General features: G+C 63.1%; 16 protein-coding genes. 10 read left to right on the top strand and 6 right to left on the bottom strand.

The genetic code is table 11. From position 1 onward, the window contains the following. Positions 1-4: 4 nt before the first annotated feature. Together can and SDENCHOL_RS02755 are read right to left on the bottom strand one after the other, a co-directional pair. Positions 5-667 (bottom strand): carbonate dehydratase, encoded by a 663-nt coding sequence (gene can, locus SDENCHOL_RS02760; protein ID WP_154715949.1) that lies wholly within the window; start codon positions 665-667, stop codon positions 5-7. A 157-nt stretch (positions 668-824) separates the two neighbouring features. After that, a complete protein-coding gene (locus tag SDENCHOL_RS02755) occupies positions 825-2,342 on the bottom strand; it encodes an AsmA family protein (protein ID WP_231912894.1) in 1,518 nt (505 codons plus the stop codon). Positions 2,343-2,406: 64 nt separating this feature from the next. Here SDENCHOL_RS02755 and mscL point away from each other — a divergent pair, with 64 nt between their 5' ends. Then, positions 2,407-2,835: a large conductance mechanosensitive channel protein MscL gene (gene mscL / locus SDENCHOL_RS02750; protein ID WP_154715947.1), complete on the top strand. Its 429-nt coding sequence runs from the start codon at positions 2,407-2,409 to the stop codon at positions 2,833-2,835. Between the two features lie 53 nt (positions 2,836-2,888). Here the strand turns inward: mscL and SDENCHOL_RS02745 are convergent, their stop codons facing one another. Both SDENCHOL_RS02745 and mutY read right to left on the bottom strand, forming a co-directional pair. Next, a complete protein-coding gene (locus tag SDENCHOL_RS02745) occupies positions 2,889-3,527 on the bottom strand; it encodes an MBL fold metallo-hydrolase (RefSeq protein ID WP_154715946.1) in 639 nt (212 codons plus the stop codon). Between the two features lie 48 nt (positions 3,528-3,575). Beyond that, entirely contained in the window at positions 3,576-4,652 is a 1,077-nt protein-coding gene (gene mutY / locus SDENCHOL_RS02740; RefSeq protein ID WP_154715945.1) for an A/G-specific adenine glycosylase, read from the bottom strand. An 80-nt stretch (positions 4,653-4,732) separates the two neighbouring features. Here mutY and SDENCHOL_RS02735 point away from each other — a divergent pair, with 80 nt between their 5' ends. The 3 genes from SDENCHOL_RS02735 to SDENCHOL_RS02725 are packed head-to-tail and all read left to right on the top strand — an operon-like array spanning position 4,733 to position 7,346. Further along, on the top strand, positions 4,733-6,022 hold the full coding sequence (locus SDENCHOL_RS02735) for an acyl-CoA dehydrogenase family protein (RefSeq protein ID WP_154715944.1): 1,290 nt from the start codon (positions 4,733-4,735) through the stop codon (positions 6,020-6,022). Between the two features lie 14 nt (positions 6,023-6,036). Continuing rightward, on the top strand, positions 6,037-6,576 hold the full coding sequence (locus tag SDENCHOL_RS02730) for a flavin reductase family protein (protein ID WP_231912893.1): 540 nt from the start codon (positions 6,037-6,039) through the stop codon (positions 6,574-6,576). Then, positions 6,573-7,346: an SDR family NAD(P)-dependent oxidoreductase gene (locus SDENCHOL_RS02725; protein WP_154715942.1), complete on the top strand. Its 774-nt coding sequence runs from the start codon at positions 6,573-6,575 to the stop codon at positions 7,344-7,346. Before SDENCHOL_RS02730 ends, SDENCHOL_RS02725 begins: the two co-directional genes overlap by 4 nt. Before the next feature lie 45 nt (positions 7,347-7,391). On the opposite strand, the gene SDENCHOL_RS02720 is transcribed toward SDENCHOL_RS02725, so the two are convergent. Further along, positions 7,392-8,933, bottom strand: coding sequence for a carbonic anhydrase (locus SDENCHOL_RS02720; RefSeq protein ID WP_154715941.1), 1,542 nt, complete (start codon positions 8,931-8,933; stop codon positions 7,392-7,394). Positions 8,934-9,093: 160 nt separating this feature from the next. Here SDENCHOL_RS02720 and SDENCHOL_RS02715 point away from each other — a divergent pair, with 160 nt between their 5' ends. Together SDENCHOL_RS02715 and coq7 are read left to right on the top strand one after the other, a co-directional pair. Then, positions 9,094-9,636, top strand: coding sequence for an RNA pyrophosphohydrolase (locus tag SDENCHOL_RS02715; RefSeq protein WP_154715940.1), 543 nt, complete (start codon positions 9,094-9,096; stop codon positions 9,634-9,636). Further along, positions 9,633-10,268, top strand: coding sequence for a 2-polyprenyl-3-methyl-6-methoxy-1,4-benzoquinone monooxygenase (coq7, locus tag SDENCHOL_RS02710; RefSeq protein WP_154715939.1), 636 nt, complete (start codon positions 9,633-9,635; stop codon positions 10,266-10,268). The genes SDENCHOL_RS02715 and coq7 overlap by 4 nt, the downstream gene beginning before the upstream one ends. Before the next feature lie 30 nt (positions 10,269-10,298). On the opposite strand, the gene SDENCHOL_RS02705 is transcribed toward coq7, so the two are convergent. Then, a complete protein-coding gene (locus SDENCHOL_RS02705) occupies positions 10,299-10,715 on the bottom strand; it encodes an OsmC family protein (protein ID WP_154715938.1) in 417 nt (138 codons plus the stop codon). 522 nt (positions 10,716-11,237) lie between these two features. Between SDENCHOL_RS02705 and rplM the strand changes: the two genes are divergently transcribed. The 4 genes from rplM (at position 11,238) to SDENCHOL_RS02685 (ending at position 14,905) form a co-directional block, all read left to right on the top strand. Then, complete coding sequence (gene rplM / locus SDENCHOL_RS02700) at positions 11,238-11,666, top strand: 50S ribosomal protein L13 (protein ID WP_154715937.1); 429 nt, start codon at positions 11,238-11,240, stop codon at positions 11,664-11,666. 14 nt (positions 11,667-11,680) lie between these two features. After that, positions 11,681-12,082 carry a 30S ribosomal protein S9 gene (gene rpsI / locus SDENCHOL_RS02695; RefSeq protein ID WP_154715936.1) on the top strand — a complete coding sequence of 134 codons (402 nt, stop codon included), beginning with the start codon at positions 11,681-11,683 and terminating at the stop codon, positions 12,080-12,082. A gap of 201 nt (positions 12,083-12,283) precedes the next feature. Then, positions 12,284-14,227, top strand: coding sequence for a type IV pili methyl-accepting chemotaxis transducer N-terminal domain-containing protein (locus SDENCHOL_RS02690; RefSeq protein ID WP_154715935.1), 1,944 nt, complete (start codon positions 12,284-12,286; stop codon positions 14,225-14,227). A 3-nt stretch (positions 14,228-14,230) separates the two neighbouring features. After that, positions 14,231-14,905, top strand: coding sequence for a response regulator (locus SDENCHOL_RS02685; protein ID WP_154715934.1), 675 nt, complete (start codon positions 14,231-14,233; stop codon positions 14,903-14,905). Positions 14,906-14,943 lie beyond the last annotated feature (38 nt).

Raw genomic sequence — 14,943 nt, 5'->3', positions numbered from 1 at the left:
TCGCTCAGTCCCCGATACGGCGACTGCGGCAGCCGATGTGTTCCAGCGCCTTGCGATAGGTGGTTTCGGTTTCCGTCTGCGAGGAAGCGGAACTGCACATCTCGTGCAGCAGGCCATCATCGAGTCCATACACCCAGCCATGCACCGAAACGCGCTGGCCATTGCCCCAGGCATTCTGCACGATGGTGGTGCGACAGACATTCACCACCTGTTCGATGACGTTCAGTTCGCACAGGCGATTCACCCGGGCATCGAGCGGAAGTGCGTCCAGATTGCTGCGATGCTTGTGGTAGACGTCCTGGACATGACGCAACCAGTTGTCGATCAACCCATGGTTGCGTTCTTCGAGCGCGGCGCGCACACCGCCGCAACCATAGTGCCCCACCACCATGATGTGACGCACCTTGAGCACTTCAACCGCATAGTGAATCACCGACAGGCAGTTCAGATCGGTATGCACCACGACATTGCTGACATTGCGATGGACGAAGACTTCGCCCGGCGCCAGGCCGGTGATCTGGTTGGCCGGCACGCGGCTGTCGGAACAGCCGATCCAGAGATATTCCGGATTCTGCTGCGCCGCCAGGCGGCTGAAAAACTCCGGATCTTCGGCGCGCTTCCGCTCGGCCCAGCGGCGATTGTTGGCAATCAGATGCGACAGTGGCATGTTGTACGGTCCGGCTGGTTGGAGATTGCGGGCGGCTATCCAGAAAGCAAGATGCGGGATACGAAAAGCAGAAAGTGCCGGAATCAGAGTTGCACCCCGCCCATTTTAGTGGAACGCGCCGCACGCCGGCATTCGGCATTCACGCCAGCCGATAAATTCACTGCGGCGCAGTGAGCATGTGCAGACGGCCATCGCGCGTGGCGAAGACCAGGCGCAGATTGCGCGCCGTCACGCCGGCTGCCTGCAAATTGCCCACTTTCAATTCACCCTGCAGGTCCAGACCGGGAGGCAGACTGGACACGGCATCTGACGACGTGCCCGCAGACGCCGCAGGCGATGCCGTTGTGCGCAGATAGTCATCCACATTGAACCGATCGACATCCAGACCGAAGCGTATCGTTGCCGCGCCGGCGCTACTGAAGCCGGTGGCATCCAGCCAGCCGGCGAGCTGGCTGCCGTCCAGTCTGCCAGCCAGCCGGGCGGCCGCCTGCTGCTGTTGCAAATCCGCGCGGGCACTGCCTTGCAGAGTAAGCCGCACCGGCCTGGCAAGCTTTTGCGCGGCGACTATGGTCAGTTCGGCAGCCAGCTTGTCCAGTTGCACGCTGCGCGCCGCAAGATCGGCAACGATCGGGGTGTCGAGCCGGCCATGCAGTGACATTGGCGTTGAGTTTGCGTCAGTGTTTGCGTTTGCATTTTCGCTACCGGCCTGCAGCACCATGCTGGCCGTCGCAGCACGCAACTGCTTGTCCTGAAACTCCAGTTGCGGCGCGGCAAGGGATAAGGCCACCGGGGACATCGCAGCAATCGCAGCGGCCCGCGCCTGCAACTGCAAGTCCTGCAGCCGTACCGAAGGGCCGGATGGTTTGGAGTCGACCATCAGTTTCCTGGCTGTCAGATCGATATCCACATCCGGCTGCTCCGCCAGCCGGCCGGTCAGGCGCAGCGCCAGATCATCGGCACCGTAATGCGCCCTGGCCGGGTCCAGCGTGTATTGCATCGACGCATGCAATTGCACGTCGGCCTGCGGTGCGGCCGGGCTGCGCAGCCGGGCAGCCAATGCCAATCGGCCGCCCGAAGGCGTGCCGTCATTGGCGATCCGCCCACTACTCAGGCTGATCTCGTCGAGCGTGATGCCCTGCGCGTGCTCCGGATCGCGCCAGCGCAACCGTCCCTGCGTCAGTTGCAGGCTGGCGATGTCGAAAGTCCATTTGCCGCCGGGCTGACTTTCCAGTAGATCGGCAAAATTGTAGCGGCCCTGCGCATCGCGTTCGCCGGCAACGGACAGGCCATCCAGCTCCAGCCTGTCGACGACCAGACGGCGCGACAGCAGCGGCCACCATTGCAGGGAAAAACGCAGCCTGTCCAGGCTGGCAAACGTTGCCTCGCTGTCCTGCTCCGACAGCGCAATCTGCCACAATTCCAGACCGAGCGCCGGGCGCAGATTCACCGTCAGCGCTCCGTCGATCTTCAGCACGCGCCGTTTGTCGGCCAGCACGCTGCGGTTGAGTTCGCCGGCGATCCAGGCAGCGTCGATCCGCGCCAGAAAAACGGCTGCAACCGTCAGACCGATGGCGGTGCATGACAGCAGAGCGATGATGGCGATGAAAAGGACGCTACGGGTTCGCCGGAAAATCATCCGGAAACCTGTTCTGTTCCATTCGTCGGGCTTGGTCACGTCTTTACCGCAGATGCGTAGAATGAGAGTTTTAGCTCAAGAATTATCAACCAAGGGAGACTGCATGAGCGTCATACAGGAATTCAAGGAATTTGCCGTCAAGGGCAGCGTCGTCGACCTCGCCATCGGGGTGATCATCGGCGGCGCCTTCGGCAAGATCGTCGATTCGATGGTAGCCGACATGATCATGCCATTGATCGGCGTCATCATCGGCGGACTGGATTTCAGCAACTATTTCATCGCGCTGAAGGCCGTCCCGCCAGACGTGGCAATGACCCTGGCCGAAGTGAAGAAGGCCGGCATCCCGGTATTCGCCTATGGCAACTTCATCACCATCGCGCTCAACTTCGTGATCCTGGCCTTCATCATTTTCATGATGGTCAAGCAGATCAATCGCCTCAAGCGCGAAGCGCCGGTCGAAGCGCCACCCGCCCCAGAACCTGCCGAAGACGTGCTGCTGCTGCGCGAAATCCGCGATTCGCTGAAGAAGTAAATCCAAATCCGTCGGTCGAGTCGTCATCTCCCCGGCGCCGGCGGCCTCAGCCCTCAGGCATGGTCGCCGACAAAGGGGTTGTAGCGACGCTCGTCGCCAAAGCTGGACATCGGCCCATGGCCGGGGATGAAGCGCACCTCATTGCCCAGCGGCCAGAGCTTGCTGCGGATGGAATTCAGCAGGGCATGGGTGTCGCCGTCGGGCAGGTCGGTGCGGCCAATCGAACCCTGGAACAACACATCGCCCACCAGCGCCAGTTTTGATGGCGCATGAAAAAACACCACATGCCCCGGCGTATGGCCCGGGCAATGCAGCACATCCAGGGTGATATTGCCGAAGCCGACCTGGTCGCCATCCTGCAGCCAACGATCCGGCGTGAAACTGCCGGCCGAAGCCAGACCGAACATCCGTCCCTGCTGCGCCAACTGCTCGATCCAGAGTTGATCGCCTTCCTGCGGCCCCTCGACGGGCAAACCCAGCCGCGCGACCAGCTCCGCCGTGCCGCCGGCATGATCGATATGGCCATGGGTCAGCAGGATCTTGACCAGCTTCACCCCCTGCCGCTCGACGGCGGCAAGAATCGAGTCGATGTCGCCACCCGGATCGACGACGGCAGCCTCCCCGGTATCTTCGCACCAGAGCAGCGTGCAGTTTTGCTGGAAGGGCGTAACGGGAATGATCTTGTATTGCATGGCGAGAATTCAATTCGACAAAATTGGAACGGGTTAGCCTAACAGAAATCAGTCGCACCCTTGTGTCACTGTTGCCGCTGTTGCCAATGCCTCCTGGACGATTTTGCGGATCGGCGTCGGCAAGGCGGCATCGGCCAGTTCCATCGGCGTCAGCCAGCGGTAGCGGCCACTTTCGGCAAGCTGCGGCAGCGGCTTGACCGCGGCCAGCAGTGGCTGCAGGGTCAGATGGAAATGCGTGAAGCTGTGACGCAAGGGAGCCAGCGCCTGCAGCTCTGCCGCCGCGCAAGCCAGCGCATCCAGTTTTTGCTGGACGTCTTCATCGGCAGCCACTTCGGGCAAACTCAGCAGTCCGCCCCAGATGCCGTGCGGCGGACGCCGTTCGAACAGCCAGCGCTCGCCGTCATGCAGCAGCAACACGCGCAGGCTGCGCTGCGGCAGCGCCTTGCGTGGGCGTGGCTGCGGTAATTCATTGACTCGCCCATCGCGCCGGGCGATACATATATCGTTCAGCGGACAGTCGGCGCACGCCGGCTTGCCGCGCGTGCACAGCGTGGCGCCGAGATCCATCTGCGCCTGAATGTAGCGGCTGCAATCGGCGGCCCTTGCCGGCAGCAGCTCTTCCGCCAGTTGCCACAGACGCTGCTCCACCGCCGCCGTGCCGGGGAAACCGTCTACGCCGTGACTGCGGCAGAGCACGCGCTTGACGTTGCCGTCGAGGATGGGAGCGCGGATGCCGAAAGCGAAGACGGCGATGGCATTGGCGGTCGAGCGGCCGATGCCGGGCAGACGGGCGATGGCCTCGGGATCGCGCGGAAACTCGCCGCCATGCCGGCTCATGATCTCCTGCGCGCAGCGATGCAGGTTGCGCACCCGCGCGTAATAACCCAGGCCGCTCCACAAGGGCATGACTTCTTCCAATGGCGCGGCGGCCAGCCGGGCCAACTCGGGGAAATGCGCGAGGAACCGCTGGTAGTAGGGAATCACGCTGGCGACCTGGGTCTGCTGCAGCATGATTTCCGCAAGCCAGATGCGATAGGCATCGCGCGTGTTCTGCCAGGGCAGGTCGTGACGCCCATGCTGGCGCTGCCAGCGGAGCAGGCGGTCGGCAAAGGTTGCGGCAGTCATTGGCTGATGAGAATCCGGAAAAACTGGAAAGAGGCGCCGTCCGCCGCAGGCCAGCGAACTCGACGGCAAGGCGGTTGCGGATGATAATCGCCTTCGACCCTTTCGACACGCACGCCGACACGCGCACCCTTACCGCGCGCATGGAGACCACCTTGTCCCGCTGCCCAGCCTGTCCAGCGATAGATGCAGCCCTTGCCAGCGTTGCCGGTTTGCGGCCCCGGCTGGCCGAGCGTGTCGCCGAGGCCGAAAACGCGCGTCGCCTGCCCGCCGCAACCCTGGCCGAACTGCATGCCGCCGGCCTGTTCCGCCTGCTGCAGCCAGCCAGGGTGGGCGGCAGTCAACTGCCGATCGGCGCCCTGGTCGAAGTCTCCGCCGAAACGGCCCGCGCCTGCGCTTCGACGGCCTGGGTGCTGGCGAATCTGGCCAGCCATCACTGGATGCTGGGCATGTGTCCGCAAGCCGCTCAGGATGAAGTCTGGGGAGCGCAGGGCGAGCATGCCGATACGCTGATCGGCGCCTCGCTGATCTTTCCGGCCGGTCGCGCCGAGCCCTGCAACGGCGGCTTTCGCCTGAGCGGTCGCTGGAGCTACGCCAGCGGCATCGACGATTGCGCCTGGGTGATCCTCGGCGCCATCGTCGGCGGCGACGGTTACGCCGAGGAAAACACCAGCGGCGCGGCCGGTGAATATCGTTTGTTCCTTCTGCCGCGCAACGATTACGCGCTGCGCGATACCTGGCAGGCGGCCGGGCTTTGCGGCAGCGGCAGCAATGAAGTGAACGTGGCCGCAGTCCATGTGCCGGCGCATCGCAGCCTGCCCCTGGCAGCAACCCGGGGCGACGGCGGCATGGCGGCACACGCCCCGCTCTACCGGATTCCGCTGCTGCCCACGTTCGGCTATGTGATTGCCGGTGTGGCGCTCGGCATCGCCCAGGGCATGCTCGATCTTTTCGTCGGTGACAGCCGCGGCCGCCTGGCTTCGTATTCCGGACGCGTGATGACCGACTATCCGCCGGTGCACCTGCGCGTTGCCGAAGCGGCCGCCGGCATCGATGCCGCCCGCCGCATCCTGCTCGGCAATTGCGGCGACATCATGGCGGCAGCCGACAATGCCGGCGCGCCGACGCTGCTCGAAAAAATGCGCTTGCGGCGCGATGCGGCATTCGCCGCGCAGCTTTGCCGACGGGCCGTCGATCTGCTGTTCGATGCCTGCGGCGGCGCGGCGCTGTATCTCTCGCATCCGGCACAGCGCAGCCTGCGCGACATGCGTGCCGCCTGCGCCCACATCACCCTCAACTGGGATGCGGCGGCATCGCTGTATGGCAGCGTTGCCGTCGGCCACAGTGCCGATCTGCCTCCCTATGAACGATGACTGCTGAGCACCGAGTGTCCGGACAGGCCGCCGCCGCAAGCTTCGACCCGCGCGAGTTTCGCCATGCGCTGGGCTGCTTCGCCACCGGCGTTGCCGTCGTCACGGCGCGCGATGCGCAGGGCGGCCCGGTGGGGCTGACGATCAATTCCTTCGCATCGGTCTCGCTCGACCCGCCGCTGGTGCTGTGGAGCCTGTCGCTGTACTCGCCCTCGCTGGCCGCCTTCCAGCACTGCTCGCATTACGCCATCAACATCCTGTCCGCCGATCAGACCGAGTATTCGCAGCACTTCTCGCGGCCGGGTGAAACGGCAGCGGGCAAGTTTGCCGGTATCGCGTTCGACGAAGGCGCGGGCGGCGCGCCGCTGTTGCGCGACTGCTGCGCTTGGTTCGAATGCCGCAACGAGACGCGGCATCCCGGTGGCGACCATCTGATTTTCGTCGGCCTGGTCGAGGCTTTCCGCCGCGCGCAACGGCAGCGTCCGCCGCTGCTGTTTCATGGCGGACGCTACCGCCATCTGGCAACGGACCCATCACCCGAGGAGCAGCGCTCATGAGCATCGGCACACAGTTTTCGCTACAGGATCAGGTAGCCATCATCACCGGCGCCGGGCGCGGCATCGGGCGCGCCATCGCCCTGGCCTATGCCGAGGCCGGCGCCAGCGTAGTCTGCGCGGCGCGCAGCCTGGCCGAAGTCGAAACCGTTGCCGCAGCGGCACGCCAATTGGGCAGCGAGGCGCTGGCCATCGCCTGCGACGTGAATGACGAAGCGCAACTGGATGCGCTGGTGGCGCAGACGCTGGAAAGATTCGGCCGCATCACCCTGCTGGTCAACAATGCCGGCGGCGCGGGGCCCAACGATCCGCTGCATACGAGTGGCCAGAGTTTCGACAGCGTCCATCACTTCAACGTCACGACGGCTTTCGTGCTGTCGGCGAAATGCGCGCCGCACATGCGGCTGGCCGGCGGCGGCGCCATCATCAACATCAGCTCGTCGGCATCGCGCTATGCGCAGAAGCACTTCAGCGCCTACGGCAGCGCCAAGGCCGCCCTGAACCAGATGACCCGCCTGCTGGCAGCCGACTTCGCGCCGCAGATCCGCGTCAATGCCATCGCGCCCGGCGCCATCCTGACCGATGCCCTGGCGCCTTTCCTGGATGAGGCAGCGACGGCGAAAATGATCGAACTGACGCCGCTCAGGGCCATGGGCATGCCCAACGACATCGCCATGGCCGCGCTGTATCTGGCCGCGCCGGCCGCACGCTGGATCACCGGCAAGATACTTGAAGTCGATGGCGGCGCCGAATCGAGTACCTGGCCGTATTGAGTATTAGACGACGCCGCATCCACATCCCGCCAGACAATCAACGACTCAGCGCGAACCCTTGATCAGGCGGTTGTTCGCCGGCTGCAGCGGGCGCACGTTGTTGCGATACAGGCGCGAGAAAATCGCGATCTGTTCCGGCGAAACCTGCAAGGGCTGCTTCAGCACCAGCCAGAGCACGTTCTCGGTGCACGGCGGAGTGGTCAATGAACCCATGTAAGTCCAGTAGGTGCGGTTTTCCGGCAGCAGGCCGTTGAGATCGATCGAGACCTCGGGCACCAGCTCCTGCCCGACTTCCAGCGGCAGGTTGTTCCACAGGGTCTGGATCAGCGGATGCTCGCTGCCTTTTTCCAGCAACACGGCAAGATAGGCGAGCTGTCCTTCCAGACTCCGATGCACCAGATGCACGGACATGTCGTAGACCTTGCCGTTGATGCGCTCTTCCGACGGCCGGTGGAAATGCAGCTGCACCAGTTCGTATTGCCTGCCCATGACGGTGAGCGTGCTGCCCTCGCCGACATGCACCTCGACCGTATGCCCCGTGTCGATGATGCGGAACAGGGTCGGCTTGTAGTCGAACCGGATTTGTTCGAGATCGACGTTGATGCTGTCGCGAATGTCGATCGGCGACTGGCGCTTGCCGCTGCCGCAGGTGACGTAGTCGCTGCGCAGCTTGCCCCAGTTGGCGGGAGCGCCTTCGCCTTCGTAACTCCATGGAATGACGGGACGCGCCACCGGCGCCGCCTCGACCGGCGCGGAAGCAGTCGGCGCAGGCGTAGTGCTGCGCGCAACGACACGGCGCGGCACGGGACGGCGCAGGCTGGCTGCGGAAGGAATGGGAGAAACTACGGGAGCAACGGGCGCCGCGGAAGCCGCAGCATTGGCCGGCGCAGCGGACTGGGGCGGCAATTCCGACGCCGCCATATCGGTCAACAGCGCCTTGTCCGCCGCGGCCTTCGCCGCCAGTTCAGCCTTGCTCGGCAGCTCGATCCGCTGCTCGGCCACGGTCTGCGTCCGCGCGGCCTTTTCCCGCGCCTCCTCGGGCGTCGCGGCAAGCTGGCGCACATCGGCAAGCATCACCTTGGCGACCGTCTGTTCCTCGGCTGGCGATGCAGCGCCGGCCGCTTCGCGAGCGATTTCGGCAACGGCCTGCATTTCACCGACAGTGCGCAGCTTGCAGGCTTCGCCAAGCAGTTTTGCGTCGATACTGCCCGCCTGGACGCTGATCTGGCGCTGCGCTCCGCTCCCGATGACTTCCTCCTTGACGGGCGTGCCACCCTGCAGATAAACGCGTTTGACGGTGGCAAAGTGCTGACCGGCGCAATCGTAGCGATTGAGGACTTCGACCCGGTTATAGCGCTGCTCGTCAACGGCAAGCTCGCGATCCAGCACCAGCCGGCTCCAGGCGATGGTCTGGCCGGCGCCAACCCGGGCAATGCGCGCCTTGTCGATTTCGATGCGCTTGCCCTCCTGGCTGGCAACGGTTTGCCATTTGGCCGCCGCGTGGGCCGAAGAAACAAAGAATCCCGGCAGGGGGGATGAGGACAAGGATGACAGGGCCAGCAGAATCGCGAGTGTTTGCACGCGCATGATCGAATCCTTTCAAGTCGTCCCTGGAATATCGGCGGACAAGTCCAATACTTTAGCCTGTCCGCTGCTTCCTGCGCCGACCCGAACCGGCGCGCGGCTTCTATTCAGGGACGATCTATGAAAAAATAGCGTCAGTCAAATTCAAGATCGAAGGTTCACCATGCTTGACCGTGAAGGCTACCGCCCGAACGTCGGCATTATCCTGGTCAACAACCATAACGAGGTCTTCTGGGGCAAACGCATCCGCGAACATTCCTGGCAATTCCCGCAAGGGGGCATCAACAAGGGCGAAACGCCCGAACAGGCGATGTACCGCGAACTCCACGAGGAAGTCGGGTTGCGACCGGAGCATGTCGCCATCCTCGGCCGCACCCGCGACTGGCTGCGCTACGACGTGCCCCGCCACTGGGTGCGCCGCGAATGGCGCAATACCTACCGTGGCCAGAAACAGATCTGGTATCTGCTGCGCCTGGTCGGCCGTGACAGCGACGTCAGCCTGCGCGCCAGCGAACGCCCCGAGTTCGACGCCTGGCGCTGGCATGATTACTGGATTCCGCTCGATACCGTCATCGAATTCAAGCGCGGCGTCTACGAGGCGGCGCTGACCGAACTGGCGCGCCATCTGTTTTCCCATCCTGCCGACCGCAAACCGCGCTGGCCGCAATCCATGGTCGAAGAAGCAACGCCGGCGCTTCGGTCATGAATCTCGACCCCTTGATCGTCGAATTCGACAAGGCCTTGCGCACCCTCTTCGCGCCGGCGCCCACCGCACGCCCGGTTCCGGGCGCGGATCAGCCGGAAGCCGAGGCCGAAACCGTGCTCGATGCCGCCGCGCGCGCCCACGCCGCCGCATTGATGCGCGTCAATCATTGCGGCGAGATCTGCGCCCAGGCGCTCTATCAGGGACAGGCCCTGACTTCGCGTGACGCCTCGATCAAGCAGGCGCTGGAACAGGCCGGGCGCGAGGAAACCGAGCATCTGGCCTGGACCGAACGGCGCATCGCTGAACTGGGCGGCCGCAAGAGCCTGCTCAATCCGCTCTGGTATGGCGGCGCGCTGGCCATCGGAGTCATCGCCGGAAAGTTTGGCGACGCCTGGAATCTCGGCTTCCTCGCCGAAACCGAGCGCCAGGTCGGCGCGCACCTGGAAAGCCATCAGGCGCGGCTGCCGGCGGAGGACCGTCGCTCGCGGGCCATTCTCGAACAGATGCGGATCGACGAAGCCAGTCATGCCGAAACCGCACTGCGCCTGGGCGCGCACGAACTGCCGGCGCCGATCAAGCACGGCATGCGCCTGGCCTCGCGCGTCATGACGACGACGGCGTACTACCTCTGATCCGCGAGAGGCAAGCGTCACAAACGTCGCTCAGCCCTCGACGACTTCCCAGTCATGCGTGACCTCGGCCGTCTTGCCCAGCATGATGGTGGCCGAGCAATATTTTTCCGCCGACAGCTTGATCGCCCGCTCGACCGCTTCCGGCTTCAGATTCCTGCCGGTCACGACGAAGTGCATGTGAATTTTCGTAAACACCTTGGGATCGGTCGCGGCACGTTCGGCCTCGATCTCGACCACGCAATCGGTGATTTCCTGCCGGCCGCGCTTGAGGATCATCACCACGTCGAACGAAGTGCAGCCACCGGCACCCACCAGCAGCATTTCCATCGGACGCGGCCCCAGATTGCGCCCGCCCGCCTCGGGCGCGCCATCCATCGCCACCAGATGACCGCTGCCGGTCTCCGCGACGAAGCTCATGCCGTCAAACCACCGCACCTTGCATTCCATGCCGCTTGCTCGCTATCGGATTGAACAACCGTGAATTCTAGCCGGAGAACCGGCAAGCCTCATCGGTAACGAGCGCCGTCCACCTGAAGCATTGCCGCCGGGCGCAACTGGAGCCCGCCGTGACATATATCACGCAGCCTGACCGACATTCCTTGAGCAATCGCCCGAACTTCTCCAGAATCGTCCCTGTCTGATCGTGACGGCGAAGCATCAGCCCGCGGTTCACGATCCTCTGCTACTCCCACCCTCCTCCTTTGGTGTGGATTTCGACGCGGCCTTGCAAGGCCGCGTTTTTTTGTGCGCTCATTTGGCGCATCTTTCAGCTTCAAAGGCGTGCGCACGCTTGAGGCTGCTGGCAAACGCGGCCCCTATATTACCTATCGGCCACGACGAACCGAGCGTTCGCATCCCGTCCACAAAAGCGTTTGACAACCACAGTTTCACACACATATAATGCGCGGTTTCCGTAATGAGACTGCCGCCCATGCGCGCAGGCGAGGAATTCAAGGATTCGAGGATTTTATGAAAACGTTTTCTGCCAAGCCGCATGAGGTCAAGCGCGACTGGTTCGTCGTCGATGCTTCCGACAAGGTACTGGGTCGTCTGGCCACCGAAATCGCCCGCCGCCTGCGTGGCAAGCACAAGACCGAATACACGCCGCACGTCGATACGGGTGATTACATCGTCGTCGTGAATGTCGAGAAGCTGCTGGTTACCGGCAACAAGGCGCAGGACAAAATGTACTATCGCCACACCGGCTTCCCGGGTGGCATCCGCGAAACCAACTTCACCAAGCTGCAGCAACGCCACCCCGGCCGCGTGCTTGAACACGCCGTCAAGGGCATGTTGCCGAAGGGGCCGCTGGGTTACGCAATGCTCAAGAAAATGAAGTGCTACGCCGGCGCCGAACATCCGCATGCCGCGCAGCAACCGAAAACGCTGGTCATCTGAAAGTTAGGAAAGCCATGGCAGTCAATTCAGTCAGTTACAACTACGGGACGGGCCGTCGCAAGACCGCGATCGCGCGCGTCTTCATGAAGAAGGGCAACGGCAAGATCATCGTCAATGACAAGCCGCTGGACGAGTTCTTCTCGCGTGAAACCGGCCGCATGGTCGTGCGCCAGCCGCTTGAACTGACGCAGCATCTCGATACCTTCGACATCATGGTGAATGTCGTCGGCGGCGGTGAGTCCGGCCAGGCTGGCGCCGTGCGTCATGGCATCACCCGCGCCCTGATCGATTATGACGAAACCCTGAAGCCGGCGCTGTCGAATGCCGGCTTCGTGACCCGCGACTCGCGCGAAGTCGAACGCAAGAAAGTCGGCTTCCACAAGGCGCGTCGTCGCAAGCAATTCTCGAAGCGCTGAACACTGCATTTCTCGTGCAGTACTTCGACAAAAGCCGCCAGACACGGTGCTGGCGGCTTTTTCGTTTTTGGATCGAGCGAAAAAACGAGCAACCGCTGCGGACCGCCGGGATACCAAAGGGCACGAAATCCGCTAGCATGGCAGGCTGCCCTGCCTGATTTCCGCTTCATCCGCACGTCGTTCCAGCGCCACAGACCACCCATGTTATTCCAGAAACTCAGCGCCAGGATCATCGGTATCCTGGTTGCATTCTTTCTCGTTGCCCTGATCGCCATCGGGCTGACGCTGTATCTCTCATGGCAGCTCGAAGGCAATGCCGCCGCGATCAATGACGCCGGCAGTCAGCGCATGCGCACCTACCGCATCGTTTTCCTGCTGTCGCGGGCAATGCAGACGCCGGATGAAGAGGCGGTCATGCAGGCCACCATCGCCAAGGAGGTTGCCACCTTCGAACGCATCATGCGCGATCTGGAACAAGGCGACCCGAACCGGCCGCTGTTCCTGCCCAAGGACGAGCCGGAAATCGCCCACCTGCTCAAACAGATGCGCCTGGAATGGAACCAGGAAATGCGCCCACGCATCGAGAACATGCTGAACATGCCGCAGGAACAGCGGGCCGTGCATCTGGTGCAATACCGCGCAGCGGTCGAGCAATTCGTTTCGCACGTCAACCAGCTCGTCGCCGCGGTCGAACACAGCGGCACGCGCAGCGCCACCTGGCTGCGCCTGTTGCAGATCGGCTTGATCGTGCTGGCGATGATCGGCACGACGCTGCTGATCGCCTTCTTCTTCGTCATGGTCATCCGCCCGCTCGAGGAGATGCGTGGCGGCATCCGGCGCATGTCCGAGGCCGATTTTCGCGTGCGCCTGCCGGTGCGCCGCAATGATGAGTTCGGCGAAGTCGGCAGAGGCTTCAACGCCATGGCCGATCGTCTCGAGGACATCTATGGCAAGCTCGAACAGCGTGTCCAGGAAAAAACCCATGACATAGAAATCAAGCACCGCGAACTGACCCTGCTCTACGAAGTGGCGGCCTATCTGAGCGTCCCCGTGCCGCGCGACGTTGCCTGCTACGAGGTGCTCGACAAGGTCATGCTGCTGCTCGATGCCCAGGCCGGCCTGGTGCGTTTCGTGGAAGATGGCGGCAAGCAGATGCACATCGGCGTACATCGCAATCTCTCGGAAGAGTTTCTCGACTGCGAGGGCTGTCTACCCGTCGGCGCCTGTCTTTGCGGCGGTGCTGCCAGCAGCGGACTGGCCGTGTCATCGCAACTGGTGCAACTGCCGCATCTGAATACCGCCATGGCCTGCCGCGACCGCGAAGGCTTTGCCTCCATGGTGGCCATTCCGATTTCCTCGAAACACCAGGTGCTCGGCGTTTTCAACCTGTTCTTCCACAGCCCGCGCGCCTTGCGGGATAACGAAGTGCGGCTGCTGGAGACCATCGGCCAGCATCTCGGCGTGGCCATCGAAAACCAGCGCCTGGTCGAACGCGAAAAGGAAATGGCGGTTTCCGAAGAGCGCAACCTGCTGGCCGAAGAACTCCATGACAGCATCGCCCAGTCGCTGGCCTTCCTGAATATCCAGGCACAGATGCTGCAGGATTCGCTGCGGCGCGCCGACATGCAGGAAGCTGAAGACGAGCTGGCGCGCATCCGCGAGGGCATCCAGGAAAGCTATGACGACGTGCGCGAGTTACTGGTACATTTCCGTACCCGCGTCGTTGCCGGCAATGTCGAGACGGCGATTGCCAGCGCGCTGGAAAAATTCGAGGGCCAGACCGGCATTGCCGCCACGCTGGAAAAGCGTGGTGACGAGCGGGCGATTCCCGCCCAGAATGCCATCCAGGTTCTGCACATCGTGCAGGAGGCCTTGTCGAATATCCGCAAACATGCGGCTGCCAGCCAGGTCAAAGTGATCATCGAACACGAGCATGGCCACGAACAAAGCGACATGTGCGTGATTTCCGTGCAGGACGACGGGCATGGTTTCGATGTCGCTACGGCCAGCGATGCGGGCGATGTGCATGTCGGCATCAAGATCATGCGCGAACGAGCGCATCGCATCGGCGGCCAGTTCGCAATAAAATCCGCGCCGGGTGCCGGCACCACGGTGATCCTTCGCTTGCCGCACGAGACAGGCTGACCCATGACTCAGGAAAAACACGTCCGCATACTGCTGATCGATGACCATACCCTGTTCAGGAGCGGCATCAAGGCACTGCTGCAGCGCCAGCCCGGCTTCGAAGTGGTTGGCGAGGCAGGCGATGCGCTGGAAGGCGTCAAGCGCGCCAAGATCCTGCGGCCCGACGTGGTTCTGCTCGACATACACATGCCCGGCATCGCCGGCCGTGAAGCCGTCAGCCTGGTCATCGACGAAGCGCCTGACGCACGCGTCCTGATGCTGACGGTTTCCGAGGATGTCGATGACCTGATGCAGGCACTGCGCGCGGGAGCGCACGGCTATCTGCTGAAGAACATCGAAACCGATTTTTTGGTCAATGCCATACGCAGTGCCGTGGATGGCGAATCCGTGATGTCGCCGCAAATGACCAGCAAGCTGATGAAGAGCGTCAGCGAGCCGCAAGCGGCGCCCTCGCCGGCGGGTGCCGACAAGGAGCGACTGTCACCGCGCGAGCGCGAGATCCTTGGCTTCCTGACGCGCGGCGCCAGCAACAAGGAAATCGCCCGCAGTCTGGATCTTGCCGAAAGCACGGTGAAGATCCATGTCCAGAACATTCTCAAGAAGCTCAACCTGCTCTCGCGCGTCCAGGCTGCGGTGTATGCGATCGAACACGGTCTGGTGGAACGGGATGATGGATGAAGTCTGAACGAATGTGCCGAGGCATGCGCTACACTTGA

Source organism: Sterolibacterium denitrificans (genome assembly GCF_900174485.1).
GTDB classification, from domain to species: domain Bacteria; phylum Pseudomonadota; class Gammaproteobacteria; order Burkholderiales; family Rhodocyclaceae; genus Sterolibacterium; species Sterolibacterium denitrificans.
This window is presented reverse-complemented; position numbering and strand designations above follow the sequence as displayed.